The organism is Aureibacillus halotolerans, assembly GCF_004363045.1.
Taxonomy (GTDB): Bacteria; Bacillota; Bacilli; order Bacillales; family DSM-28697; genus Aureibacillus; species Aureibacillus halotolerans.
The window spans coordinates 463,869-489,418 of record NZ_SNYJ01000001.1; the positions used below are offsets into that span (position 1 = coordinate 463,869).

The following is a 25,550-nucleotide window of genomic DNA, read 5'->3' on the forward strand; positions in this document are numbered from 1 at the left end:
GTTTGAAGAAAAAGAATTTTCTCATTAAAACTTAGGTATACAGTATCATTTTACTTTCGATATGTAAATATTTATTCCTTAGCAAAAAAATAAAAAGGAGAAAAAATCCACACTATAGAGAAAATGCCCTTTTATTAAATATATCGAGGAGATAATATCCTTTTCAAGGATAACATAGAGAAAAACTTACCATCAATTAGATTATTTCAAATTGTTATATACTTAAATTTCTTCTATACTATGTGTCTAGTAGTGAATTTATATTAAGAAATGGGGAACTCATTTGACAACCATTGCTTATCTCCCGCTTGATGAACGACCATGCAACTACAAATTCCCACAAATGCTAGCGGGTATGACAGATTTTACGTTACTCCTCCCTGAAAAACAGCTGCTTGGAAAGAAAAAACAACCTGCCTCGTTTCCCGAACTGAAAAACTGGTTATTTACTGCCGCTGCACAGGCAGATCATTTAATTGTTTCAATTGATATGCTCGTTTATGGAGGAATTGTTCCCTCACGTCTCCATTTGCTCACGGTAGAGGAGTGTGAATCTCGTCTTCATGTCTTAAAGGAGTTAAAGGAAAAGCACCCCTCCCTTCAAATCTATGCGTTTAATCTCATTATGAGGACACCTTCATATAACAGCGATGATGAAGAGCCTACCTATTATGCCTCCTCCGGAAGTGACATTTTCACCTACGGCTGGCTCACTGATAAACAAACCTCAGATGAGCTTACTGCCGACGAGCAGCAAACATTGTCAGCGGTTGAGAAGCGTCTTCCCGCTAGCGTTCTAACTGACTTTACGAACCGACGTCATATGAACGCCACCGTGAACAAAAAAACGGTCGATTACGCTGCGGATCAAGTCATTAATTTTCTCATCATTCCTCTTGATGACAATGCACAATACGGGTTTTCGCCAAAGGAACAGCGCAAACTTGTCACACATATAGAGAAGAAAAACCTTATGGACATTGTTGCCGTTTATCCTGGCGCCGATGAAGCCGGCTGCACGTTGTTCGCTCATGTCTTCTGTAAGGAAAAACAATATGAACCAGAGATCTACATAAAATATTCATCTACAAAAGGCCCATCTATCATTCCTGCCTTGGAAGATCGCTCATTAAATGAAAGCGTGAAAGCACAAATCGCTGCTGCAAATGGCTATTTAACTGACTCTGAAGCAAGTGCAGATGCCATATTAATGATTCATTCACCGGGTGCTGGGCAAACTCATATGGCTGGACCAGAAGATTTTACCGAAAGGCACCCCTCGTATGTGTCCGAAATAAACAAGCGAGAATTCGTTCGTACAATGAAACGCTTTATCGATAAAGGCAAAACGGTCGGTCTCGCAGATGTAGCCATCTTAAATGGAAGTGATCATCTGCTTATGCAACTCTTAAGTAAAAACAACCTACTGCACGAGCTTGCCTCATATGCGGGGTGGAACACATCAGGAAATACATTAGGAACAGCCATCGCCCAGCTCATTATCCAATCGTATTACGGGCCATCTCTTCAGTCTCGCTACAATTTACTGTATCGCTTAGTAGAAGATTGGGGGTATCAAGCAACCGTTCGTCAGCAGGTCACACAAGAACTACTGCCTACCCTCGATGCGACCTATTTCGACATTAGCGCAGAGCAACATTCAGTTGAAGCACAGATTACAGAACGTATAAAAGAGTTTGTGACGAGAGAATTCCCCCCAGAATTGCTCGAAGGTTTAACTATTTCCCGATGTACCATGCCGTGGACAAGAATGTTTGAAGTCGAGCTTGAAATACAACTAACCTAAATGCACTTAAAAATGAGCCCCCGCAGGCATGTGGTGGCTCGTCGTATGTCTAGGTGTTGCGCTGCATATACAGCCTCAGTGATACAAGATCTTCACGTACTAAAAAAATCTTCCCGTGTTTACATTCATAATTTATTCTCCATTCAACCCCATTTTTACTACCTTCATGTCAAAACACTCAGTCTTTTTACCCAGAGAAATACAGCGCTTTCTTTTGAATAATCCATAAGCACTGTGTAAAGGCTAATTGCAACCTTCTTTTTTCGTCTTTTTTCGACCTTTACAAAACCTTAACATTTCCTTCGTAAAGGATTAATAAATCGTTGTTATATTGAGTAAGGAATTAAAAACGTACAAATTGGGGGATACAAAGTAATGAAAAAAATGTCTTTTTTGCTCGCAGCTTTTCTCCTTATGATTCTTGCGGCATGTGGTAACGGTGACGGTAGTGGCGGAACACCAAACGCTGACGGAGCAAACACTGAAGATGCGACAGACGATGGCGGTTCAGAAGGTGAAGATTCAGCTGCAGGAGATGACGCTGAAGGAACTGTATCAGGAAGTGTTGGCATCGACGGATCTTCAACAGTATTCCCTATTATGGAAGCTGTATCTGAAGAATTTCAAAAGGAATTCCCTGAAGTACAAGCTCCGATTGGAGTATCCGGTACTGGTGGCGGATTTGAGAAGTTCATCGCTGGAGAAACTGACATTTCAAATGCTTCACGTCCTATTAGTGAAGAAGAAGTTGCAGCGCTTGAAGAAGCAGGCATTGAATATACGGAGTTCGAAATTGCTTATGACGGGATTTCCGTTGTTGTCAATAGTGAAAACGATTGGGTCGACCAATTGACAGTTGAAGAATTGCAAAGCATGTGGCTTGAAGAAGGTGGCGCTACTACATGGGCTGACGTTCGTGAAGGCTGGCCAGCTGAACCAATCCAATTTTATAGCCCTGGAACAGATTCAGGAACATTTGACTACTGGAATGAAGTTATTCTAGAAGAACAACAAATCCGTAAGGATGTTGTTCTCTCTGAAAATGACAACACACTTGTCCAAGGTGTTGTTGGAAACAAAAATGCAGTTTCATACTTTGGATATGCGTACTACCTTGAAAATCAGGACACGCTGAATATCGTTCCTATTGTGAACGAAGCTGGTGAAGCAGTTGAGCCAAATGAAGACACGATTGCTTCTGGTGACTACAACCCACTTTCACGTCCTATGTTCATCTATGTAAATAACGCTTCATTGGCAGAAAAGCCACAGGTTTATGAGTACGTTATGTTCGCACTTGAGAATGCCGGTACATTGTCTGAAGAAGTTGGATATGTAGGTTCACCTCAAGAAGTATATGACGAAGCTATCTCTACTGCGAACGAAATCGCTGGACAATAAAAGTGAACATTTAATAACCCGCAACAAATGGTGAAGTGTACTTCGCCATTTGTTGTAATTCTATGTAAGGGGCACTTTTACATGAATCGTACAAATCAGAATGAATCAATTGCAGAAATTATTGAACGTAAAAAAAGCAAGTCCAACTGGTTAGGGAACTTTATTGAAAAAGCCATCCCGGTTGTTCTCTGGCTGGCTGCTGTTATATCCATTCTTACAACGGTTGGTATTATATTTACACTCCTAAAAGAAACATCAAGCTTCTTTTCAGAAGTAAGCATCTTGCAATTTATAACTGATTTAAACTGGTATCCTTTCTTTGAAGCAGATCCTGAATTTGGTATCCTTCCTTTATTAAGTGGGACACTGTTGGTTGCGGTTATCGCAATGTTTGTTGCCATTCCATTTGGCTTAGCTACGGCGATTTATTTAAGTGAATATGCGAGTGAATCTGTACGTCGTAGTATAAAGCCTATATTGGAAGTTCTTGCGGGAATCCCTACGATTGTGTACGGATATTTTGCGTTAACTTTTGTTACGCCCTTATTACAAACTATTATTCCTGATTTGCCATTCTTCAACGCGTTAAGCCCGGGTATTGTTGTTGGAATCATGATTATTCCAATGGTTGCCTCCTTGTCAGAGGATGCAATGAGCGCTGTCCCTAACGCTATGAGAGAAGGCGCTCTTGCTTTAGGTTCGACACGGCTTGAGGTGGCTTTAAAGGTTGTTCTTCCTGCTGCTTTATCCGGTGTCATTGCTTCATTTGTATTGGCTATTTCGAGAGCCATTGGAGAAACAATGATCGTAACTATCGCAGGTGGTTCATCACCAACACTAACATTCGATCCGACAGATTCCATCCAAACGATGACTGCCTTTATTGTGCAAGCAAGCCTAGGCGATGCGTCGTATGGATCCATTATTTATTTCAGTATTTATGCGGTTGGTATTACACTATTCATATTTACACTCATCATCAACATGATTGCGCAATACATTTCAAAACGATTCAGGGAGAGCTATTGATATGTCACTCATTAATAAAACCGACGTCGAACAGCGCATGCATGGCAGGCAACGAAAAAACAATGTCTCTAAATATTTGTTTCTTGCCGCAACAATGTTTGGATTAGTTGTTTTAGCGGTATTGTTTTATAGAGTCATTTCTCAAGGGGCTCCACACATTTCATGGAACTTCTTTACTGAATTTGCATCACGTAATCCCGAAGACGCAGGCATGAAGGCTCCACTATACGGAACCTTTTGGCTCATGTTAATTACAGCACCTGTTTCCGTCATTTTAGGCGTATCCACTGCGCTTTACCTTGAAATGTACGCCAAAAAGAATCGTTTTACATCTTTTATCCAAACGAACATTTCAAACCTAGCTGGGGTACCCTCGATCGTGTTTGGTCTTTTAGGCCTAACCATCTTTGTCCGGCTAATGGAAATGAATCAAAGCATCATGGCTGGTGGACTCACACTGGCACTTCTTATCCTGCCTGTCATCATCGTCGCCTCACAGGAATCCATTCGGGCGGTGCCAAGCGATGTCCAGGAAGCGTCTTACGGCTTAGGAGCAACGAAATGGCAGACAATACGACGTGTTGTCCTCCCGGCAGCAATTCCTGGGATTTTAACAGGAAGCATTCTTGCCCTTTCAAGAGCCATTGGTGAAACAGCTCCATTGATCATGATTGGTGCCTTCACATTTATTGCCTTTGTCCCAGAAAATGTTTGGTCCGGCTTCACCGCAATGCCAATTCAGATTTACAACTGGACGGCTCGTCCACAAGAGGAATTCCAGCAAATCGCTGCTGGCGGTATTATTATTCTCCTCGCTATGCTTCTTATCATGAACTCGATTGCTGTATTGATTAGAAATAAATTCTCAAAACGATACTAAGGGGTGTTTGCAATGAGCATCGATCTTAAACCGAAAACAACAAACACAAATACGAACGTTGAGCAGGTTGAAAACAACCAATCAGCATCCAAGCGTAATGTGTATGAAGTAGAAAACTTTAATCTTTGGTATGGCAGCGACCAAGCCTTGAAAAATGTTGACTTTAACATCGTTGAAAATGAAGTTACTGCCATCATTGGACCTTCTGGTTGCGGAAAATCGACTTTTATTAAATCACTTAATCGTATGATTGAATTGATCCCGATTGTCCGCGTCTCCGGTTCAATCAAATACCGTGGAGAAAATACGTTAGACAAAAAATACGAAGTTGAGCGTCTGCGTACGAAGGTCGGCATGGTTTTCCAAAAACCGAACCCATTTCCAAAATCTATTTATGAAAATGTGGCTTACGGTCCACGCATTCACGGCATTAAAAACAAAAAAATGCTAGATGAGATTGTTGAAAAAAGTTTACGTGGTGCTGCGATCTGGGATGAAGTAAAAGACCGTTTAAAGGAAAATGCTTTTGGTCTTTCTGGTGGTCAGCAACAGCGAATCTGTATTGCTCGTTGTCTTGCGATCGAACCAGATGTCATTCTTATGGATGAGCCGACTTCTGCACTTGATCCAATTTCAACACTTAAGGTGGAGGAACTTGTACAAGAGTTGAAGAAATCTTATAGTATTGTTATTGTGACGCACAACATGCAACAAGCGGCACGGATTTCAGACAAAACGGCGTTTTTCTTAAACGGTGAGTTGATTGAATTAGACAATACGAACCAACTGTTTTCAAATCCGGCAGATAAACGTACAGAGGATTACATTACAGGTCGATTCGGATAAACATGCAAATTGAGTAAGGAGGGGTACTATGCCCGCAAGCGCGAGACCATCGTTTGAAGAAGAGCTTCATCAACTGCATGATTTAATCTTGAAGATGGGCGAAAAAGCACGTGAGTCAGTCACACGTTCAATAGCTGCTCTGCAAACGCAGGATGTTGAAGGTGCTATTCAGGTCATTGATTATGATATTAAAATCAACCGACTTGAAGACCAAATAAATGAAAAAGCCATTTGGCTCATTGCAAAAGAACAGCCTATGGCAACTGATTTGCGTAAATTGATGACGGCGATAAAAATCTCCTCTGATATCGAACGCATCGGTGATTTGGCGGTAAATGTTGCTAAATCAACAGTCATTATTGGACGCGAAACACTTTTTAAGCCTTTAAATGACATTCCTGAAATGGCTAATAAGGTTGTCACGATGTTCGATCAAAGTCTGAAAGCCTTCCATGAGGAAGACGTTGTGCTCGCCCGCGAAGTGGCCGAGCTAGATGACGAGGTTGACGACCTTTATGGACGACTCGTCAAAGAACTAATGCATACCATGTCCGAGCGTCCTGAGATGATTCAGCAAATCACACAGCTTGCATTTATTGCTCGTTACCTTGAACGCGTTGGCGATCATACAACCAACATCGCCGAAAACGTTGTTTATCTCGTCAAAGGGAAAATGTACGACTTGAATGCATAAAGATACGGCAGCCGGAGCGACAACGTTCCGGCTGTTTTTTTTGTTCATTTTCATCTTAACGAAGCTAGTGATGCTCCCCTCTCACTACTCGGCTTAACCGAGCAGTTTGACACCATAGCCGCGCGGTTTATTGCGTTAGCCGAGCACTTATGTCGCTTAACCAAGCACTTCAAAGCTGTGAGCGCGCAGTTTCGGCTTAACCGAGCAGTTTGACACCATAGCCGCACAGTTTATTGCGTTAGCCGAGCACTTATGTCGCTTAACCAAGCACTTCAAAGCTGTGAGCGCGCACTTTTGGCCAAGGTGCACACTAAAACTATTTCTCATTCCACTAAAACTATTCCCCCCTCCCCTTCGCCTACCTTAATGAGCCTAGATGAAAAATGATGGAAGTGATGTGCATTGAACAGCATGGAGCGTAAATGGATCAAAGCGATTAAGAAGCAGCAAAGTCAGGAAGCGGCTGATCTGCTTGTTCGCCACTATTACAATGAAATCTACTCTTTTGTTTACAAGGAAATGATGGATCAGGAGCTTGCTTTGGACATTACGCAAGAAATTTTTATTTCTATGCTCAAGGGCATCCACAATTTTTCCTACCGCTCCTCCTTTCGTACGTGGCTTTACAAAGTCGCTAAATCCAGACTGATCGACTATTACCGCTCAAAATTTCACAAGCAATCGAGACGAACAGACGAGCTACATCCCGAATGGGAGCCTGACGCAGCGTCTCACGATGTTTCCATTGATACAGAGGAACAGGCAGAGCTTGCGATGGAGGTATTCCTTTCAATTGAGGAAACAAGCCAGCGTATCGTAAGCCAAAAGGTGTTTAGAGGCGATACGTTTTTAGAAATTGCTGCCACTCTAGAGCTAAATGAATCCACCGTAAAATCAAAATATTACGCTGCGTTACGTAAGATCAAAAAAGAGATGGGGGCAATGACGCATGAACGACAAGCTGGATGCTCAAACGATTGATGATCAGATTAATCAAATCGTGCAAAGGGGACTGCCGAAGCGTACTTCATTCCGTGAGACACTGTCGATCCTTTATCATCATATTGGCTTACGTCACCTCTTTCGCGACGGGGCTGAAATTATTTATTCCATCGTCGTCACCCTACTTATGTTGACCGTTTTTGGTGCCTTCACCATTGGTAGCGCAATGTTCCCGGCATCACTTCTGTATGGCTGGATATGTGCATTGGCTCCTCTAACCTACATCGTGCTTGTGACCTTGTTTTATGTTTACAAGACGAAAACACCAGGCTTCGATATTGAACGCGTGTGTAGGTTTACCGTGATTCAATTGGCGATCTGTCGCATGCTTCTTTTTAGCCTGTTTGCGCTTTTAGTGAACAGCGCATTCGTGATTGTTGTCAGCCAAGCGAGTGATGTCCATGAAGGCAAAGCGCTGCTCTTGTCAGTCGCGTCGTTGTTCTTTTTTGCAAGTTTGACACTTTTACTCCCTGGTATGCTTACATCGGTTTTCCGTGTCGTGCTATTAAGCTTTGGTTGGATGGGTGGTTCAATTTGGCTCTCCCAGAAGGCGCCAACCTTTTTTCTCACAGTGTTGGGCTCGTTACCTGCCTATGTGTTAAGCCTAGCCAGTGTAGCTGCCTTGCTCTTGTTTCTTTTTTCCCTGAAAGGCTTTCTAATCACCAAACAAACAAAGGAGGCTGTCTAATATGCTTTCAGTGAAGCAAGTCACAAAAACTTATGGGACGTTGACAGCTCTCGAAAACATTTCCATTGAGTTTACACATGGTGTTTACGGTTTACTGGCACCAAATGGAGCTGGCAAAACGACACTGTTAAAAATGCTCACGACGTTGTTGTTTCCAACACGTGGGCAGATTGAATACAACGGTTCCCCTATTACAACGCTGGACGAGCAGTATCGTGATCTCTTAGGCTATTTGCCTCAGGAGTTTGGCTACTACAAAAACGATACGCCAGACAAATATTTAACCTATCTCGCTGCTCTTAAGGGGATGTCTAGAAAAGACGCACAGCAGCGCATCCCCGAAGTGCTTCAAGCGGTTGGTTTACGTGACGTCCAGTCAAGAAAAATGAAAACCTTCTCTGGAGGAATGATCCAACGCGTTGGAATTGCTCAGGCATTGTTAAACGATCCGAAAATCCTCATCTTAGACGAACCAACAGCCGGCCTTGATCCTAAAGAAAGAGCCCGCTTTCGAAAGCTGCTCACATCGCTGGCAACCGATCGCATCATTATCGTTTCAACTCATATCGTCTCTGATGTTGCGTTTATAGCGAATGAAATTATTATGCTAAAATCGGGCCAGCTGCTCTATAAAGCCAGCAACGAAGCGATCTGTGCAACACTCGAGGGCCATCTGTTTGAAGCAGACATAAACACGAAGGAAGCCGACGTCTTTCGACAAAAGCATTCTGTTCTCTCTGAACGTGTTTCACAAGACTTCTACAGCTTCCGCTTTGTATCAAAGCAAGCTGCCCTCCCAGCATGGCGACCAGTTGATCCACAGCTTGAAGACGTGTTTCTCTTTGAATATGAAGAAGATGGGACTCCGCTATGAGGCTTTGGTACGAGGCACGAAAGGTGAGCTCCTCTATTGTTCTGTGGGGGTTGCTTGTCTTTTTCATGATCGTCAACGGTCTTTATATTTGGTCGTATGTTGATCGGCATTCAGAGGGATTTTCCGACATGGCGTCCATTATGGAGACCTATGGGACAACAATTGATAACGAGATGATGAAGGCGATGGAACTTGATCAGACGACTGAGCTCGCATGGATGAATTCTCTCGTTGAAAATCCGAAGCATTTTGATCATCCCACTGATTTTATAAAAGCCCATGTCATGGAGCTCACTTCTGAAGAAACTGAACGAGTGCATCAGCTCCAATTCCTTACCCTGTATCTTGAAATCGCCCGAAGCATAGATCCCATCTACGAAAACTTTTCCGTAGCGGAATCTATGGCGGGAGCCGTCGCCCAATTTGGCTTAACAGACTCTGCACAAAAGCTCGCCTTACAACAAAGCGAATCGATTCAAAAACGTGTGGATGAGCTCGTTGCTAATAAGGAACACAAGCATTTATTTTATTGGGGGCCAATATACAAGCCGCATAGCTTTTTATTTAAAGAAGTTGGCCAGCTCCTTATTTTTGAACTGATGATCCTGACTGTTTTGATTACAAGCCGATTGATCAACTATGAATTTGAAGAAAAAACTGCCCAAGTCGTGTACAGTACGAAAACAGGGCGGAAGCTACTACGGCGAAAGGTTGGCATAGCCGCTCTGTTTGTAAGCGTGTTTAGTATGATTGTGCCTGTCATTACTTGGATGATGGTCTTCATCGGTATTGATTATTCTGCTTTGGTAAATGTACCGATCAGCAGTTATTTCAATCGCTCATCGTCGATGATGCCCTATATTTCCTGGTGGCCATTATCGTTTTCGCAGTATTTGCTGCTTTTTTATGCGTGCCTTGTCGCATGTCAGTTCATTTTCTTTGGGTTGGCTGCGCTGCTCGCCGTGTTTATTCGCAACACCTACTATGTTTTTTTCGTCTTTTCTTTGATTTTCGGCATTGGCGTTGTCACTCCTTTGCTGAGTTCAACATCGTCTGCGCTGCTGTTTTATACAGGCTACACCCCATTTTGGCTCGTGATGAACCCTCACATTTGGTGGATGGCCAACGGTGTATTCACGGCTAGCCAATATTACGAGCTCACCACGTTGTTTGGATGGAGCTTGTGTCTAGGCGTCGCTCTATGGTTATCGATGCGTCGGTTTCAACGCCAACATCTGTGAAAGGAGGGGAATCCTATGGCTGTCTTTTGGCATGAACTCAAAAAACAATTTGCCTGGAAGCTCGTCGCCATTGTCGTTGCCTTCAGCGCGTTATGGTATGTGCTGTATGTTGATTTTTATTTTGAATATTTTTTGAATGGACCGAATGACATAGCAACGCATTTAGTTGTTACAGAAGCCTACGAGAAATATGGTAAAGAATTGAATGAAGAAGAATTTCATGAGTTAAAAAACGATTATCAACGTACTATTGATGAAATGGATGCTTTATTATTATCGAATGAAGCATTTAGAAAGACAGGATTTGACGGGTATATTGACTACCGAGATAGAGAAGCCGAAAGTCCTTCTCAGATTCAACTTGGTATTGATTATAAATCCATTTATGAACAAGCGTTAGGTGAAAACGGAGAACTACTATCATGGAAAATACAGTCCTATCAACACATGATTGAATTTTACGAACTGGAAATTCTGGAAAGAAAGCTTGATCACACGAGCATTTTTCCTTATTTTATTTATACTAATTACAATACGGTCATCGGTTACGTTGTGATTATGGTGTTGCTTTCTGTGTTTATCTTAGCGGCACCCGTGTACTTCCGTGATAAAAAGGAGCGCCTTCTTCCTCTGCAATTCACTAGTGAGACGGGAAGACGAATTCAAGCCGCAAAGGCATGGGCTGTTACATGTATGGCTTTGGTTGTCACCACACTGCAATTAGGTCTATTTTTCTTCTTTTATTTTCAAGAAGATGTTGATCCTTATTTGCATGTCAACTTGAACTCCTTTATCCAAAGCCATTTGTTTCTGTTCGACCTTACGTTCATTCAGTACATTGTCATTACAATCATAGGCACTTATTTGCTTTCGCTTAGTGCTGCATGGCTGGCGGCCATTGTTTCCCGATTTGTCGCCAGCTATCTGGGCTTACTCGGAGTGCTGGTCCCAGTAGCAACAGTGATGATTGTGCTTGCCAATGCGATGTTAATGGAGTATTTATTTACGGAATACCAGCCGACGCTACTGACCGTTAGTCTTTACGCCGTTCTCCTTCTCGGCAGTGGCATCGCTTTGATAACGATCACCCGACGTGACAGATCCTTGGATGTGCGCTAGACGATTGCGCTATTTTTCCTAAGTGCCTGTACATTGGGACGGAGAAGCGCTTATACTATTATCTGGTTTGTATTTTAATGAGCAAATGAGGAATAGTATGAAGCGCTTCGTTATTTTCATTATTGGCTTGTTGTTTTTGACCTGTGGCATTGTTTTAACGATTCGTTCCAGCTTAGGCACATCTCCGTTTGATGCCTTGCTTGTCGGACTGTCCAAAACGGTCGGCTTAACTCCCGGAAGCTGGGAGGTCATTATTGCCCTCTTGCTCATCGGACTTAATGCGTTCCTGAGCAAGCAAAGACCTGAATTTTTAGCGCTTGTGACCGCATTGATCACTGGTGTTTTCATAGATCTCTGGCTGTTGATGTTATCTCCGATTGAGTGGCCATCTGCAGGACTAAGCACCTTCATTCTTTTTGGCATGGGGCTTATTATCATGGGTTTTGGAACAGCTCTCTATTTGCACACGAACATTGCCCCGATACCGATTGATCGCTTAATGCTTCTTATTAAAAAAATCACCGGCATGCGTTTGTTGTATTGTAAAAATCTACTCAGTCTTGTGTTTTTATTGCTTGCCTTGTTTTTTCACGGACCAATTGGGATAGGAACCATTCTGATCGTCCTACTTGGCGGACCGTTGCTTAGCGGTTTTACACCATTGGCCAAACAACTGGATATCAAGTTATCAATAAAAAATCAAAAAACCGTTCCTCTGGATTGATGAATAAACCATAGGACGGTTTTTTTGGTATCGTAACTCTTCGCATACTCCACATTGTCCACGCCACAGAAACCATAGTTGCAGCTCTTGTTTTTGTTATTTAACGCCACAGGTGCTATAGTAAATAAATGAAGATTCTTTCAATTCGAAAAGGAGGAAGAAGATGAGTTCGTTTCCACTAAAAACCGTTCATGGCGTTAATGCAAGTCAGATCGTGCTTGGGTGTATGAGAATGGGTGGTGCCTGGGATGACAGCCCGATCACGTCAGAACAGATAAAAGATGGTCACGCAGCAATTGAAGCTGCGCTAGACATCGGCATTAATATGTTTGATCATGCGGATATCTATTCAAGCGGAAAGGCTGAAATTATTTTTGGTGATGTCCTTAGGGAGAATCCAAGTTTGCGAGACAACATCATTCTACAATCCAAGTGCGGCATTCGCTTTGAAGATGAAGAAGGACCGCATCGCTATGATTTTAGTAAATCTCATATTTTACAAAGTGTTGATGGCATACTTAAACGGCTAGGCACAGACTACATTGATATCCTTCTCTTGCATCGCCCTGATCCCCTTGTGGACCCTGAAGAGGTGGCGTCTGCATTTCGAACGCTTAAAGAGGCGGGGAAAGTTCGCCATTTCGGTGTGTCCAACATGAACCACGGGCAGATCAAATTGCTACAGTCGTATTGGGACGAGCCTCTAGTGGCCAACCAACTCGAATTAAGTTTGCTTAAAACAGGTTTCCTTCATACCGGCATCTATGTGAACCAACAGCAGGCGAAGGACAACACGTTTCCGGATGGTACGATGGAATTCCATCGCTTAGAAAACATTCAGCTTCAATCTTGGGGACCACTCTCACAAGGGCTGTCTTCTGGTGCTTCGCTCGCTGATCAGCCTGAAGCCGTCGTGAATACGGCAAAACTTGTGAAGCAAATGGCCGCAGACAAAAACACGACGCCGGAATCAATCGTACTCTCGTGGCTGATGACGCACCCTGCCAACATTCAGCCGGTCATTGGAACCATTAATGCAGATCGTATCCGTGCATGTGAGGATGCGAAAACATTGCGACTGACTCGGGGCGAGTGGAACTGGTTATACCATGCGTCCAGAGGCAGAGAAATTCCCGAGAAGCGGCTGTCGACGAGCTTTGCCACCAGTTAAATCTTACGGCGACACCAATCGTTCCCATTCACAAGATAGCGAGAATATTGTATGATAAACAACGGTGTGTTTTAGCAACACATTCCTTGGTAGATTGTCTGCCAGAACCGTTTGTTGATCTTTGAATATATGCTATCTTTATACATCGCTTATACATGCCTTTCAGGGTTCCGTGCTTTTATGCAGACTGGTCCGGGAAGGCGGCATTAGACAATGCTCCGACTGGAAGGAAAAGTCCGGTGAAGAATCTTATGATTCTTCCCGGGCTTTTTTTACGGAGCTTACTACAGAATGGAGTGGACAGGGTGTCGCAGAAAAAACTACAGGATCAGGATTTTGAACTTCAAGCAGTGCCTTCGTCGGCGGGCCGAGGGTTTTGGAAAATGTTTATGCTCATGGTCGGTTTTACATTTTTCTCAGCGAGTATGCTCGCAGGGGGGACATTAGGGCAAGGATTGTCCTTCTCTCATTTTATTGTCACCGTATTAATCGGGAATCTTATTCTCGGTACATACACAGGACTATTGGCAAATATCGCCGCAAAATCAGGTCTTTCCACGCACCTTCTCACAAGGTACTCATTTGGTGAAAAAGGATCGTACCTCCCATCCTTCCTCCTTTCTATTACACAAATTGGCTGGTTTGGTGTCGGGGTGATGATGTTTTCTGTTCCTGTCCAAACGGTCACTGGGTGGAACATTTGGATCATTATTATCGTCTCTGGGGCATTGATGACGGCTACTGCGTATTTAGGCATTAAAGCCTTAACCGCGCTCAGCTTTGTCGCTGTACCTGCCATTGCCATCCTTGGAACGATCTCTGTCGGCAGCGCGGTCAACACGATGGGCGGAGTGAATGAACTGTTCGCCTATCAGCCAACAGAAACATTGACGTATGCAGCTGCCATTGCCATTTGTCTAGGCTCCTTTATTAGTGGAGGAACGCTGACACCTGACTTTGCCCGCTTTGCCAAGACGAAGAAAATCGCCGTATCTACGACGCTGATTGCCTTCTTTCTCGGCAACTCGCTCATGTTCCTCTTCGGTGCTGTCGGTACCATTGCCACTGGTAAATCGGATATTTCCGAGGTGATGTTTACTCAAGGATTGATTTTGCCTGCCATCATTATTCTTGGGCTGAACATCTGGACGACCAATGACAACTCGTTGTATGCCTCTGGGCTTGGTTTTTCAAACATCACCAAAATCGCGAAGAAAAAGCTCGTCATTGTGAATGGGTTATTTGGCACATTGATGGCCATGTGGCTGTACAACAATTTTATTAGCTGGCTCGGCTTTCTTAATATGACTCTCCCACCTATTGGTGCCATTATTATCGCGGATTATTATTTTTGTCGCGCAAAGCGCTATGCGGCCCTAGAACACCACTCTTTTCAAGTCGTGCGCTGGCAAGCCATTCTCGCTTGGGCCATCGGTGTCCTTTGTGCGCTATTCATCCCTGGCATTGCGCCGCTCTATTCTATGCTTGGCGCGGCTGTAAGTTATGTTGTCTTAGCCAAAGTATTCGACAAGCCGTCAGCACAACGATCATCAATGAAAGAGGTTAGATAAATGATTATTAAACGAGCGAAACTCCGTCACAAGGATGGTCTGTGGGATATTGAAGTGTCTAACGGGATCTTCCAACGAATTGCAGCGACGATTGAACCGAAGGAAGGCGACGACGTGTTGGATGTGGAAGGCAAGCTTGTCCTCCCTCCTTTTATTGAGCCCCATATTCATCTCGATACGACGATGACGGCTGGCGACCCAGCATGGAACCTGTCTGGAACGCTTTTTGAAGGCATCCAACGTTGGTCTGAGCGAAAAGCGACCGTCACACATGAGGATGTGAAGGAAAGAGCTACGAAAGCATTAAAATGGCAAATTGCGCAAGGTATCCAGCATGTGCGAACACACGTTGATACGACTGATGAGTCCTTGACCGCGATGAAAGCATTGATTGAGGTTAAAGAAGACATGAAGCCCTACATTGATGTACAGCTCGTGGCTTTCCCTCAGGAAGGCATCCTTTCCTATCCGAACGGACGAGAATTGCTTGAAGAAGCTATTCGCTTAGGGGCTGATGTAGTTGGTGGTATCCCTCACTTTGAAATGACGCGCGAGATGGGCGTTCAATCTATCGAGATCGCGTTTGAGCTCGCAGAAAAATACGACAAACTGCTTGATTTTCATTGTGACGAAACGGATGATGAACAATCTCGTTTTGTTGAGGTAGTTGCGGCACAAGCGTATCAAACTGGGATGAAGGAGCGTGTGACTGCGTCCCATACGACAGCCATGCATTCCTACAACAACGCCTATGTCGCTAAGCTTATGCGCGTGTTTGGCATGGCCGATTTGAATTTTGTAGCCAATCCACTTGTGAACACTCACTTGCAGGGACGTTTTGATACGTATCCAAAACGCCGTGGCATTACACGCGTAAAGGAACTGAATGAAGCCGGATTAAATGTCTGCTTTGGTCATGATGATATTTTTGACCCGTGGTATCCTTTAGGGACAGGAAACATGCTGCAGGTGCTCCACCTTGGTTTGCATGCCTGCCATTTGATGGGGTATGAACAAATCAAGCAATCGATTGATTTTATTACGACCAACAGTGCAAAAACATTGCACATCACCGACCAGTACGGCATTGAACAAGGCAAACCTGCCAACTTTATCGTTGTTGATGCCGACGATGAATTCACGCTCATCCGCAAGCAAGCACCAGTTCTCTACTCGGTCCGTCATGGGCGTGTAATTGCAGAGACGAAGCCAGCCGAAACGTCCATTTCATTAGGTGAAAAATCGGAGGCCATTCATTATACACTTTGACCTGTGAGCTTTATTCTTCCCGGTTAGATAGAATCAGTTTGCCAGAAATGTCTGGACTGTTGTCATTCTTAGTGTTGGTAATGACCTTTGATTAAGTTGTTTCGTCTTATATAAAGGGGCTGTTCCTATACTTATAGGAGCTAGTGCCCTTTCCACTCCCTTCGTTGGTTATGGTCGAACTTGAACCAACAAGGTATACTTCATTTCATTCGTTCTTTACAATAACCAAAAGCAACGATTAGTGAGACTCCAGCAGCAATGAAAATACGCCGAGTTCTTTATGCGCTAGGGTGCACGGGAATGACGACCGCTCCGTCAACATACTTCGCTTGCACCCTAAAGGGTATAAGGTCAACATCGATTCGAGAGTACCTCATCGTGTTTTCTTTACTGTGGGGCACGGCTTCAGCTTCCTCGGAAAGCAGGCTTTCCGAGGGGATCTTCAGCTCGCGCTGATCCCACTAGAGTCTACGTATGTTGACTACGCTGATGTTTGTTTTTGCGTACATTGTTTTATTGTGGCTCGGTCTCGTATAGAGGGTAAAAAGCCTAAGATCTACGTTACCTGATGGGGCACTAACCTCTCATCATTTATTTGTCCATCTCTTTGGATGAAAATAGCTTTTTTAGCAAATGAAAAAAACGCCCCCTTGATTCCTCTAGGTGGGCGTTTCATATTTATGATTGGACAGCTTTTGCTTCATCTGCCTCTTTTTCATTCATTCGATCAATATGAGTTTCGCTCCATGAATGCATGGCGTGAAGAATCGGGTCCAAGGTTCTGCCGTACGTAGTGACGCTATACTCCACCTTTGGCGGTATTTGCGAATACACTTTTCGTTGAACTATGTCGTGGGATTCAAGCTCGCGTAGTTGAGAGGTCAGCATTTTCTGAGTAATTCCTGGGATGGCTCGTTTCAACTCATTAAAACGCATCACCTCATGCTTTGAAAGTTCAAACAAAATTTTATGCTTCCACTTCCCTACCAGAATATCTAATGCCGTATCTGCTTTGCACGTCTCCACACCAACGCCTCCTCTTTACAGTTTCTTTACAACCACTATACCACCCACCTTATGTACATTCAAAACGAATTGATTCTGAAGGGTAGTTTCCTTCACGATACTAAACCACATAAAAGTGCGTACTTTTAATCTTTTGAGTCCGTGGGTAAACTGTAATTGTAGAGATTTTATAAAAGGAGAGGTTTATACATGAGTAAAGACTTTTTTGGTGCATTAGAAAATCGTCGTTCTTATTATGGCTTAAATAAAGATCATGTCGTTTCAGATGAGCGAATTGAGGAAGTCGTAAAGCATGCTGTGAAACATGTACCTTCTGCATTTAATTCTCAAACGGCACGTGTTGTCATCCTTCTTGGCGGCGATCACGACAAGCTTTGGGACATTACAACAGACGTGTTAAAAGTGGTCGTTGGTGATGGCGATTTCTCAGGTACACAGCAAAGAATGGACGGTTTTAAAGCAGCCTATGGAACTGTACTGTTCTTTGAAGAGCAAGACGTCGTTCGTGACTTCCAAGAGCAATTCGCCCTATTTGCCGACAACTTTCCTATTTGGTCTGATCAATCCTCTGGCATGCATCAGCTTGCCGTATGGACAGGACTTGAGCTCGAAGGGTTTGGGGCATCACTTCAGCATTACAACCCACTGATTGACGAGCAGGTGGCTCAGGAATGGGACATCCCAAACACATGGAAGCTACGTGCGCAAATGCCGTTTGGTAAACCTACAGCAGCGCCTGGAGAAAAAAATTTCCAACCAATCGACGCTCGCGTAAAGATTCATAAATCGTAACTCTTACCAGATTACACAGAAAAAACCTCAGGGCATCTATTCTGCCCTTGAGGTTTTTAACTATGTGGTTGCATTTGCGAGAGATGCAAGCGTTCCTGGATCCAGTGGAGTAGCTCAGGCAACTGATTATCACATTCAGAAATCCTTCTCGGAGGCGCCGTAAAAGGCTCTTCCGCAAATTGGTTCCAAGACGTAATAAGATGACCTTTGCCTAAATGCTCTGCTTCAATCAACTGACAAAGCTGACGATCCTCAGCCACCTGCTCTCTGCCGATAAGTCGAGAAGGCACACCAGCCAAAACAGCATCTGCAACTAGATTCCACCGTGGCTCACAGATCATCCAGTCACTCGCCGCTATATAATCCTCAGGAAATCGTTCGAATTTTGGGACAGGGACAACATTGGCGTCTCCTGTTAAACGACCTGAAGAAACAACAAACACAGCGTTTTCCATCTTTGCCCATTGTGTGGGGAGCTTCACATGGCCAACTTCATCGCCAAGACCGATGAAAACGATTTGCTTTTTATCCGTTTTTGACAACCAGCGTTTTCGTAAACGCCTCACTCGTTTATCGTTTATGCATTTGCCAAACCACACTATTTGCTGCGACGATTCTCTTCCCCAGTCCTTCTCATTATTGCCTGCCAACCCTATCCAATGCGTCATTGATTCATAGGCATTTTGCATAAAGTCGAGCTGTTCAAACCCCATATCCCTAAACGTCGAAAACCACGTATGATGGGAAATGCCAATGGATGGAACCTTTGCTATGGACGCCGCCTGTAATGCAACTGGATCAATGTCACTGATGACAAGCGCTGGTCGACACTCTTTCAAGTAAGCAGCTTCCGTTTGCCATAAAGCGGGCCAAACCTCTTGGTACTCTGCTAGCCGCTCCTTCATTTTCCAGAGATCATAGTCAAACCCATTGTCCGCTGTCACATACCCAATCGTCATAGGGATTGTGCGAAAGACAATACGCTCTTTGAACATATACAACCTTCTACGAATGTACCGATCAGATTCACTCACGACAATCGTCACACACAGCTGAAGATCTGCTTCAAGGAGGGCGTTAATAAGAACAACGCTTCGCCTCGCATGGACGCCTCCTTGATCAGATACATAATAAACAATGTGTTTCATAACCCTTTCGGCCTCCCTTCTTCTCGCTTACACATCAAACCAATCCTCTTGCTTCCTTTACGATTAAGGAACAAAACTATCTGACACCTCGTTCCTCCCAATAGATATGTAGTGAATTCCAGCTCCTTCAGCTTCCACTGGACAGTGAACATTCCGACCATCCAATAGGACTGGCGTTTTCATAAAGTGCTTGTAGTCATTAAGCGGGAACGCTTCAATTTCTAGCCCATCTGTTAAAATCATCGCCAAATCACATTGGTTCACCGTTTCCGCAATCGTACGTCCGAAGAGGACGCCGTTCGGCATCATTTTTTTCGCACTCTCTATGGCTACCGGATCGTAACCAATGACTTCGGCGCCTTCTGACAATAAAGTATTGGCGACCGTCAGAGCCGGCGTCTCACTCAAGTCGTCTGTATTGGCTTTATAAGTAAGGCCAAGCAAAGCAACTCGCTTTCCCTTCAATGCACCACAATCCTTCGCCTTTTCGACAAAGGCTTGCACTTGATTCTCGTTGACTTCAAGGACAGCTTTAAGCACAGGCATATCAATCTCATTCATGTGAGCAAGCATGGCGAGTGCGCTCGTGTCTTTCGCAAGACCTGAGCCAGAATAGCCAATACCCGCCTGTAAGTAAGCGCCTCCAATACGCCCGTCCAAGGAGAGGCCTTCAGTGACTGCTTCAATATCTGCTCCAATTCCTTCACAAAGCTGCGCGATTTCATTAATGAAGCTCACCTTTGTTGCTAAAAAAGCACTTGTTGCATATTTAATCATTTCAGCATTTCGTAGAGTTGTTTCATATAACGGAATGTCAAAAGCCGCATGGAGCCTTTGCATTTGTTCAGCCACTCGGTGAGAGGACATGCCGAGAAGAATGCGATCTGCTTTAAACGTATCGCGCACGGCCGAGCCTTTTCTCATGAAATGCGGACTGTAGACGACTTCCGTACGGTGCCCTTGGGCCAACAGTTTTTCTTGCAGCGCTTCACACGTGCCAGGGAGAACAGTGCTTTTGATCATTAAAACAGCGCAATTTGGCAATGCTTCACATACTTGTTCAGCGAGGGCAACCAGCTCCGCTTCATGTGGCATATCCAAAGCGAGGCAAAGAACCTCTGCTTCAATCTCAAACAGGTGATCTGTCATCCGAAACCGGTCAGCTGTCATGTTTTTCATAAGCAGCAGCTCCAGATCAGGTTCATAAAAAGGGACGGTTCCTTCCCGAAGGCGTTTCATGTCGTTATGATTTGCTTCAATATTAATGTAAGTTGTATCGTGTCCGACATCTGCAAAAGCCACTCCTGTTGTTAAACCGATATGGCCTGTACCAATCACCGCTATATTCAATGAATGTGACACTCCTTTTAAAAGTTAGGTACAAATTCATCCTAATTTAATAAATTAAATGACGATGATGACCGTTCTCTAAAAAAAACAGTTACGTACGAACTATCACCTTACTAATTCTACATACCCTTATTGTAATATTTTTCAATCAATAGTCACATCAAGAATCGTTCAAGTTTTTTTTGGGAAAATTGTCGTTTTATCACACCTGGATATCGTTCTTTTTAACGAACTTTTGAACTAACACTGGTATTATTGACTCTATCGTTTAAGAAATTTGTCAAACAGTTTAAGAAAGACTTTAACAGGAGAAAACAAAAGGTATGGTAGAGGGGGTAGGAAGAATTTTAGAATTTTATTATAGAAAAAAGAAAGGACTGCCCTAGAAGTCATCTTGATGACTTCTGAGACAGTCCTTTGTCAACCTATCGCGATGTTAAGACGTCCATTGCCTCTTTTCCTGTGAGTGGCATCTGACAGGAGAAATTTTCACAAACATACAATGTAGGCTCGTCGTTCATCATATTATGTTCAGCGGTAAACGGAGCGACCTTACTCAGATCAGCCTTTTTCATATCTTTAAACAAAAGGACATCGCCTGGGCGTTGCGTCGTCTGTGCCAATTGCAGCAAAGCCTCTAATTTTTCTTCTCCACGAACACCAACGATAACAATTTCTCTTGAACGCTCTGTCGCATAATATAGTGATCGCAGCATCGAGGTAAACCCGTGAGGTGCCTGCTTAACCTCCTGACCAAAGGCTTGAGAAAGCGTTTGGGCATAGCCTTGCAGCTCGATATTGCCTGTAAGCTTGGAGAGTCTTAGAATATTGGCCGCCGCCATGCCGTTCCCTGAAGGCATGGCGCCATCAAAGCCTGGCTTTGGTCGCTGAAGCAGCTGTTCCCCGTCCTCGCCGTAAAAATAAAAGCCTCCATTGTTCTCATCCCAAAACAATCGCAGCAAGTCCTGAGTCAGCTCAAGCGCACGAATAAGGTAATCGTGGTCAAAAGTGGCTTCATATAGCTCAATGAGTCCCCATGAGTAGGCGACATAATCATCAAGGTACGCGAGATGCGCCACATCGCCATCCCGATAGCGTGCCATTAAACGACCGTCTTCCCGTCGCAGCTGAGTCCATAGAAAGTCATCTGCTCGCTTGGCAGCCTGAATATAATCCTCTGACTGCAGCACCTTCCCTGCCTTTGCATACGCAGCAATCATCAAGCCGTTCCACGAGGTAAGCACTTTGTCATCCTTCAGTGGCGGTACACGGGCTGATCGCGCTGCAAGCAATAGATCGCGCCACTCCTTTACGTGCTCTTTTAGACCTTGCTCAGATAATTCGCGGTCCTTTGCTTCTTCTTCCCAGTCGACATTGAGCAGATTCGGAATGCTTTTTCCTTCAAAGTTCCCATCTTCGGAAATGCCGTACAAGCGACAAAAAGTTTCTCCTTCTCTTTGTCCAAGAACACGAGTGACCTCACTCGGTGTCCACACATAATAACGTCCTTCCTCTCCTTCAGAGTCGGCATCCTCCGCTGAAAAAAAGGCGCCTTGCTCACTTGTCATTTCACGCTTCACGTAGGCGAAAATGGCGTGTGCAATGTCAGCATATTGCTGATCTTCAGTAGCTTGGTACGTTTCAATCGCAGCAATGCTTAGCAATGCATTGTCATACAGCATTTTCTCAAAATGCGGCACGAGCCATTTCTCATCTACTGAATATCGTGAAAAGCCACCACCAATATGATCGAACAAACCACCGTTGTACATGCCTTTTAATGTCGTTTCCACCATTTGCACAGCGCGGTCTTCACCCGTGTTCTTGCCATAGGCGATGAGAAACGACAGCTGGTGGGGGGACGGAAATTTAGGCGCATCGCCAAAGCCTCCATAGGTCTCATCGAATGTACAGGTCAAGACGTCAAAAGCTTTTTGAAAAACACCTTGATTAAAGGCTACAGGAGCTAGTTCTGTTGACGATTGTTCGTCCAACATCTCCTGAGCAAACTGTTCAATCGTCTCCTGCTCTTCCTTCCAACCCTGTGCCATTCTTGAAAGCAAAGAAAGCAGTCCCGTTCGTCCAGACATCTCGTACTTTGGAAAATATGTCCCAGCGAAGAATGGCTTCTGCGTCGGGGTTGCCAAAATTGTTAACGGCCAGCCACCATGCCCTGTCATTCGTTGGCAGAAATTCATGTAGAGCTGATCAATGTCGGGACGTTCCTCTCGATCTACTTTAATGGCGATGAAATGCTCATTCAACAGCGCTGCCACCTCTTCGTCCTCAAACGATTCTCTTTCCATAACGTGGCACCAATGGCAAGTGGCATAACCGATAGAAAGGAAAACGGGCTTCCCTTCCGCTTTTGCCTTCTTAAAAGCCTCCTCTCCCCATGGAAACCACTGGACAGGGTTATATGCATGCTGGAGTAAGTATGGGGATTTTTCATTCAGTAGTTTATTGGCTTTTTTTTGAGCTGTCATTGGCAACATCTCCTTTATCTAAAGTCAATGTGTGCGATATCTCTGCCGGTTTTCATTACTTAAAGGATGGAATCCTATTGTATCAAATAATTCTTTAAAAACTCAGAGGCTATAACGACATAATAAACTAAACCAAAATTGACTTATATTAAATAGCCTTTTGAAGATAGTCACACTATATATGAAAATGATGGAAGAAGAAATGAAATTGAATTGAATACAGCATTGAAGCGATTTTTCTAGAATGTTTGAGATGAAATGGTGAGGAGAGATTTAGATGCATGCTTGTTTGACCGCCATTATTTGATCACCTGTTGAAATGATGTAAATATTATGCAGACATATAGATGCCAATACATTCACTTCTCTGATTTCGACATGGCGGTGGTTAATAAATATAGAGAGGGAGGCGCTTTCTAATGAAGAGAATAGGATTGTTCCTGTTATTTTCTGGACTCATGGTTGGCTGCGGACAAGCAAACCATGAGTCTCAAAGGGCAACATCATCCGAGGTGAATGAACAGCCCGCTGGAATAGAGGCTGATCTAATACCTTTTAAATTTCAAAAAGCAATTTCAGATGCTGATTTAATCGCTGAAGTTATTATCAAAGAAAAAAAGGAAGAAGTTGATGTAAAGCCTCTTCCGTACACAGTATTTAGTGCCGAAGTGAACAATATATACAAAAACCCGTCGACAAATCAAAATGTAAGTACGATCACTCTTAAGCAACAAGGGAATAGTGAATGGACTGTAAATCATTTAGAACTCTTTAAGCCTGGCGAAACATATATTCTGTTCTTGAAAGAAACGAAAGGTTCAAAATCAGATTATTGGATCATTGGAGAAGCAACTGGCATGTTCAAAGTCATTGATGACGATACGATTGTGAAAATGCTAGGACCCTCAGAAGAATTCAACACTATTGAAGTAGAAACAAAAAATAAAAATCCTTATATTAATCATGGTTCTCAAGTTCTAGATAAAAATGAATTCATTCGAAAAATTAACGAAAGCTGATATAGGTTATGTAAAATAAGCCACTAGCGCAGCACACACTTCTCTTTTCAATATCAAGATATTTTTACTACCTATTCATGATAAACTCAACTTTCGCACCTTTTATTTGGCAGGCACGCCTTAGATATCAATGGGTAAAGCTACAATCCAATGTTGTAGTTGCTTTTTAAAATATCGGGGGTCACTTCATACGCGCTCTGTGGGGTCTCGCTTAGCCCGCTTATACACCCTACGGGTACAAAGTGCAACATCGATTCGAAAGGACCTCATCGTGTTTTCTTTGCCGCTGGAGTCTCGCTAGTGTCATCTTTTATAATGGACTGATTTTATGACATGACATGAATAAAAACGCAGAAGCACACATCAGCGTAGTCAACATACGTAGACTCCTGCGGGAACAGCGCGAGCTGAAGATCCCGCAGGAAAGCTTGCTTTCCGAGGAAGCTGAAGCCGTGCCCGCGGAAAGCGAAGTATTTTGACGCAGCAGTCGTGATTTAAGGTGTAGAAGTCTAGTTCGTTATAAAAGACGATCTTTTAAAGAAGCAGGTGTGTTAGGCAATGTAGAAATGCATAACATTGCAATTGCACCTACACAGTAATGCAACTTGACATGGAGCCTCTATGGGCGTGCACTTTACGCCAAGAAGCCAAGCGCCATAAGGCATTGGCTTAGCCGAATAGGCTAGCACGCCCAACTCTCCATGTAAAGTTGCAACGAAATATTGGCTTGCAAAGTTATGCACTTTTGTTTTGCACTACACAGCAGGATTGTGAACATTAGCCTCTCTCTATTTACACATGTTTTTAAATTGTCAATAGATCTATATTACACTGCTTCAACTCAGGCACAGTCAACATGAAAAGTGTTTTTTGCTCTGCGAAAGGTGAGTTATAAACTAAACCAACTACAAACGAGTATAGGAGTGCAGACTAAATGCATTTATATCATGAATTTATTAACATGATGAAAACTCTTAATAAAGAGTTAGATATTGTTCCATTGTTATATGGGTCGCTTGGACTTGAAAGGGTAACGGGCATTGACTTTTCTCCAAAAGACATTGACCTCCTTGTTCCTCAGGTCTTTTTAGAGGAGAAGTGGAATGATCTAAAAGATGTAATAGAACAGCAAGGATACCAAATGGTTGATTTACGAGAACATGAGTTTAAGAAAGAGACTATAAAAATAGGGATCGCGTATATAGAAGACTTAAAACCTTTTGCAGATGTTGACTATCATAATTTAGAGGTGTTTGAGGATTCAGGTGCTAGATACTATTTACTAACTCTTCCCGATTACCTTAAGGTTTATAATAAGTCGGTATTAGATGGGTACAGGAGAACGAAGAATAATAACAAAGATCAAAGTAAACTGAGGATGTTGAATCGTCTAATGAACGATTAGTCCATATT

General features: G+C 43.5%; 22 protein-coding genes. 18 read left to right on the forward strand and 4 right to left on the reverse strand.

Translation table 11 applies throughout. The annotated features are described in order from the left end of the window. Nucleotides 1–283 precede the first annotated feature (283 nt). The 15 genes from EV213_RS02030 (at nucleotide 284) to codA (ending at nucleotide 16,316) form a co-directional block, all read left to right on the forward strand. Nucleotides 284–1,807, forward strand: a complete 1,524-nt coding sequence (locus tag EV213_RS02030) for a DUF4127 family protein (protein ID WP_133578799.1) — start codon at nucleotides 284–286, stop codon at nucleotides 1,805–1,807. Between the two features lie 375 nt (nucleotides 1,808–2,182). Next, nucleotides 2,183–3,208, forward strand: a complete 1,026-nt coding sequence (locus EV213_RS02035; RefSeq protein WP_133578800.1) for a PstS family phosphate ABC transporter substrate-binding protein — start codon at nucleotides 2,183–2,185, stop codon at nucleotides 3,206–3,208. A gap of 81 nt (nucleotides 3,209–3,289) precedes the next feature. Continuing rightward, nucleotides 3,290–4,237, forward strand: coding sequence for a phosphate ABC transporter permease subunit PstC (gene pstC / locus EV213_RS02040; RefSeq protein ID WP_133578801.1), 948 nt, complete (start codon nucleotides 3,290–3,292; stop codon nucleotides 4,235–4,237). 1 nt (nucleotide 4,238) lies between these two features. After that, entirely contained in the window at nucleotides 4,239–5,117 is an 879-nt protein-coding gene (pstA, locus tag EV213_RS02045; protein ID WP_133578802.1) for a phosphate ABC transporter permease PstA, read from the forward strand. Between the two features lie 12 nt (nucleotides 5,118–5,129). Further along, entirely contained in the window at nucleotides 5,130–5,963 is an 834-nt protein-coding gene (gene pstB / locus EV213_RS02050; RefSeq protein ID WP_133578803.1) for a phosphate ABC transporter ATP-binding protein PstB, read from the forward strand. Between the two features lie 28 nt (nucleotides 5,964–5,991). After that, nucleotides 5,992–6,657 carry a phosphate signaling complex protein PhoU gene (gene phoU / locus EV213_RS02055; protein ID WP_133578804.1) on the forward strand — a complete coding sequence of 222 codons (666 nt, stop codon included), beginning with the start codon at nucleotides 5,992–5,994 and terminating at the stop codon, nucleotides 6,655–6,657. A gap of 411 nt (nucleotides 6,658–7,068) precedes the next feature. Next, the gene (locus EV213_RS02060) at nucleotides 7,069–7,638 is read left to right on the forward strand and encodes an RNA polymerase sigma factor (RefSeq protein WP_243739964.1); all 570 of its coding nucleotides are present in this window, start codon (nucleotides 7,069–7,071) and stop codon (nucleotides 7,636–7,638) included. After that, complete coding sequence (locus EV213_RS02065; protein ID WP_133578806.1) at nucleotides 7,607–8,347, forward strand: hypothetical protein; 741 nt, start codon at nucleotides 7,607–7,609, stop codon at nucleotides 8,345–8,347. The genes EV213_RS02060 and EV213_RS02065 overlap by 32 nt, the downstream gene beginning before the upstream one ends. A gap of 1 nt (nucleotide 8,348) precedes the next feature. Beyond that, nucleotides 8,349–9,221, forward strand: a complete 873-nt coding sequence (locus EV213_RS02070) for an ATP-binding cassette domain-containing protein (protein WP_133578807.1) — start codon at nucleotides 8,349–8,351, stop codon at nucleotides 9,219–9,221. After that, nucleotides 9,218–10,462 carry a hypothetical protein gene (locus EV213_RS02075; RefSeq protein WP_133578808.1) on the forward strand — a complete coding sequence of 415 codons (1,245 nt, stop codon included), beginning with the start codon at nucleotides 9,218–9,220 and terminating at the stop codon, nucleotides 10,460–10,462. The genes EV213_RS02070 and EV213_RS02075 overlap by 4 nt, the downstream gene beginning before the upstream one ends. A 15-nt stretch (nucleotides 10,463–10,477) precedes the next feature. Beyond that, a complete protein-coding gene (locus EV213_RS02080; protein ID WP_133578809.1) occupies nucleotides 10,478–11,581 on the forward strand; it encodes a hypothetical protein in 1,104 nt (367 codons plus the stop codon). Between the two features lie 97 nt (nucleotides 11,582–11,678). After that, nucleotides 11,679–12,305, forward strand: coding sequence for a YczE/YyaS/YitT family protein (locus tag EV213_RS02085; RefSeq protein ID WP_133578810.1), 627 nt, complete (start codon nucleotides 11,679–11,681; stop codon nucleotides 12,303–12,305). A gap of 163 nt (nucleotides 12,306–12,468) precedes the next feature. Continuing rightward, the gene (locus EV213_RS02090) at nucleotides 12,469–13,476 is read left to right on the forward strand and encodes an aldo/keto reductase (protein ID WP_133578811.1); all 1,008 of its coding nucleotides are present in this window, start codon (nucleotides 12,469–12,471) and stop codon (nucleotides 13,474–13,476) included. A gap of 305 nt (nucleotides 13,477–13,781) precedes the next feature. Further along, nucleotides 13,782–15,047, forward strand: coding sequence for a cytosine permease (gene codB, locus EV213_RS02095; RefSeq protein ID WP_243739953.1), 1,266 nt, complete (start codon nucleotides 13,782–13,784; stop codon nucleotides 15,045–15,047). Further along, nucleotides 15,048–16,316, forward strand: a complete 1,269-nt coding sequence (codA, locus tag EV213_RS02100; protein ID WP_133578812.1) for a cytosine deaminase — start codon at nucleotides 15,048–15,050, stop codon at nucleotides 16,314–16,316. A gap of 678 nt (nucleotides 16,317–16,994) precedes the next feature. Here the strand turns inward: codA and EV213_RS02105 are convergent. After that, nucleotides 16,995–17,342: a winged helix-turn-helix transcriptional regulator gene (locus EV213_RS02105; RefSeq protein WP_133578813.1), complete on the reverse strand. Its 348-nt coding sequence runs from the start codon at nucleotides 17,340–17,342 to the stop codon at nucleotides 16,995–16,997. Nucleotides 17,343–17,531: 189 nt separating this feature from the next. Here EV213_RS02105 and EV213_RS02110 point away from each other — a divergent pair, with 189 nt between their 5' ends. Next, entirely contained in the window at nucleotides 17,532–18,134 is a 603-nt protein-coding gene (locus tag EV213_RS02110) for a nitroreductase family protein (protein WP_133578814.1), read from the forward strand. Between the two features lie 56 nt (nucleotides 18,135–18,190). On the opposite strand, the gene EV213_RS02115 is transcribed toward EV213_RS02110, so the two are convergent. From EV213_RS02115 to EV213_RS02125, 3 genes are all read right to left on the reverse strand, one after another. Beyond that, nucleotides 18,191–19,282, reverse strand: a complete 1,092-nt coding sequence (locus tag EV213_RS02115; protein WP_133578815.1) for a hypothetical protein — start codon at nucleotides 19,280–19,282, stop codon at nucleotides 18,191–18,193. A gap of 63 nt (nucleotides 19,283–19,345) precedes the next feature. Beyond that, nucleotides 19,346–20,632: a UDP-glucose dehydrogenase family protein gene (locus EV213_RS02120; protein ID WP_166639124.1), complete on the reverse strand. Its 1,287-nt coding sequence runs from the start codon at nucleotides 20,630–20,632 to the stop codon at nucleotides 19,346–19,348. Nucleotides 20,633–21,057: 425 nt separating this feature from the next. Further along, nucleotides 21,058–23,118 (reverse strand): thioredoxin domain-containing protein, encoded by a 2,061-nt coding sequence (locus EV213_RS02125; RefSeq protein ID WP_133578817.1) that lies wholly within the window; start codon nucleotides 23,116–23,118, stop codon nucleotides 21,058–21,060. 419 nt (nucleotides 23,119–23,537) lie between these two features. Here EV213_RS02125 and EV213_RS02130 point away from each other — a divergent pair, with 419 nt between their 5' ends. Together EV213_RS02130 and EV213_RS02135 are read left to right on the forward strand one after the other, a co-directional pair. Then, the gene (locus EV213_RS02130; protein ID WP_133578818.1) at nucleotides 23,538–24,137 is read left to right on the forward strand and encodes a hypothetical protein; all 600 of its coding nucleotides are present in this window, start codon (nucleotides 23,538–23,540) and stop codon (nucleotides 24,135–24,137) included. 934 nt (nucleotides 24,138–25,071) lie between these two features. Then, entirely contained in the window at nucleotides 25,072–25,542 is a 471-nt protein-coding gene (locus EV213_RS02135) for a hypothetical protein (protein ID WP_133578819.1), read from the forward strand. The last annotated feature ends 8 nt before the right edge of the window (nucleotides 25,543–25,550 follow it).

What these genes read in the sequence shown, in the direction of transcription:
- EV213_RS02035 (WP_133578800.1), top strand. Translation starts at nt 2,183, where the DNA reads ATGAAAAAAATGTCTTTTTTGCTCGCAGCTTTTCTCCTTATGATTCTT.
- EV213_RS02125 (WP_133578817.1), bottom strand. Translation starts at nt 23,118, where the DNA reads ATGACAGCTCAAAAAAAAGCCAATAAACTACTGAATGAAAAATCCCCA.
- EV213_RS02060 (WP_243739964.1), top strand. Translation starts at nt 7,069, where the DNA reads ATGGAGCGTAAATGGATCAAAGCGATTAAGAAGCAGCAAAGTCAGGAA.
- EV213_RS02080 (WP_133578809.1), top strand. Translation starts at nt 10,478, where the DNA reads ATGGCTGTCTTTTGGCATGAACTCAAAAAACAATTTGCCTGGAAGCTC.
- EV213_RS02115 (WP_133578815.1), bottom strand. Translation starts at nt 19,282, where the DNA reads ATGAAACACATTGTTTATTATGTATCTGATCAAGGAGGCGTCCATGCG.
- phoU (WP_133578804.1), top strand. Translation starts at nt 5,992, where the DNA reads ATGCCCGCAAGCGCGAGACCATCGTTTGAAGAAGAGCTTCATCAACTG.
- EV213_RS02085 (WP_133578810.1), top strand. Translation starts at nt 11,679, where the DNA reads ATGAAGCGCTTCGTTATTTTCATTATTGGCTTGTTGTTTTTGACCTGT.
- EV213_RS02075 (WP_133578808.1), top strand. Translation starts at nt 9,218, where the DNA reads ATGAGGCTTTGGTACGAGGCACGAAAGGTGAGCTCCTCTATTGTTCTG.
- codA (WP_133578812.1), top strand. Translation starts at nt 15,048, where the DNA reads ATGATTATTAAACGAGCGAAACTCCGTCACAAGGATGGTCTGTGGGAT.
- pstC (WP_133578801.1), top strand. Translation starts at nt 3,290, where the DNA reads ATGAATCGTACAAATCAGAATGAATCAATTGCAGAAATTATTGAACGT.
- EV213_RS02065 (WP_133578806.1), top strand. Translation starts at nt 7,607, where the DNA reads ATGAACGACAAGCTGGATGCTCAAACGATTGATGATCAGATTAATCAA.
- EV213_RS02130 (WP_133578818.1), top strand. Translation starts at nt 23,538, where the DNA reads ATGAAGAGAATAGGATTGTTCCTGTTATTTTCTGGACTCATGGTTGGC.
- EV213_RS02135 (WP_133578819.1), top strand. Translation starts at nt 25,072, where the DNA reads ATGCATTTATATCATGAATTTATTAACATGATGAAAACTCTTAATAAA.
- EV213_RS02090 (WP_133578811.1), top strand. Translation starts at nt 12,469, where the DNA reads ATGAGTTCGTTTCCACTAAAAACCGTTCATGGCGTTAATGCAAGTCAG.
- pstB (WP_133578803.1), top strand. Translation starts at nt 5,130, where the DNA reads ATGAGCATCGATCTTAAACCGAAAACAACAAACACAAATACGAACGTT.
- EV213_RS02070 (WP_133578807.1), top strand. Translation starts at nt 8,349, where the DNA reads ATGCTTTCAGTGAAGCAAGTCACAAAAACTTATGGGACGTTGACAGCT.
- EV213_RS02110 (WP_133578814.1), top strand. Translation starts at nt 17,532, where the DNA reads ATGAGTAAAGACTTTTTTGGTGCATTAGAAAATCGTCGTTCTTATTAT.
- pstA (WP_133578802.1), top strand. Translation starts at nt 4,239, where the DNA reads ATGTCACTCATTAATAAAACCGACGTCGAACAGCGCATGCATGGCAGG.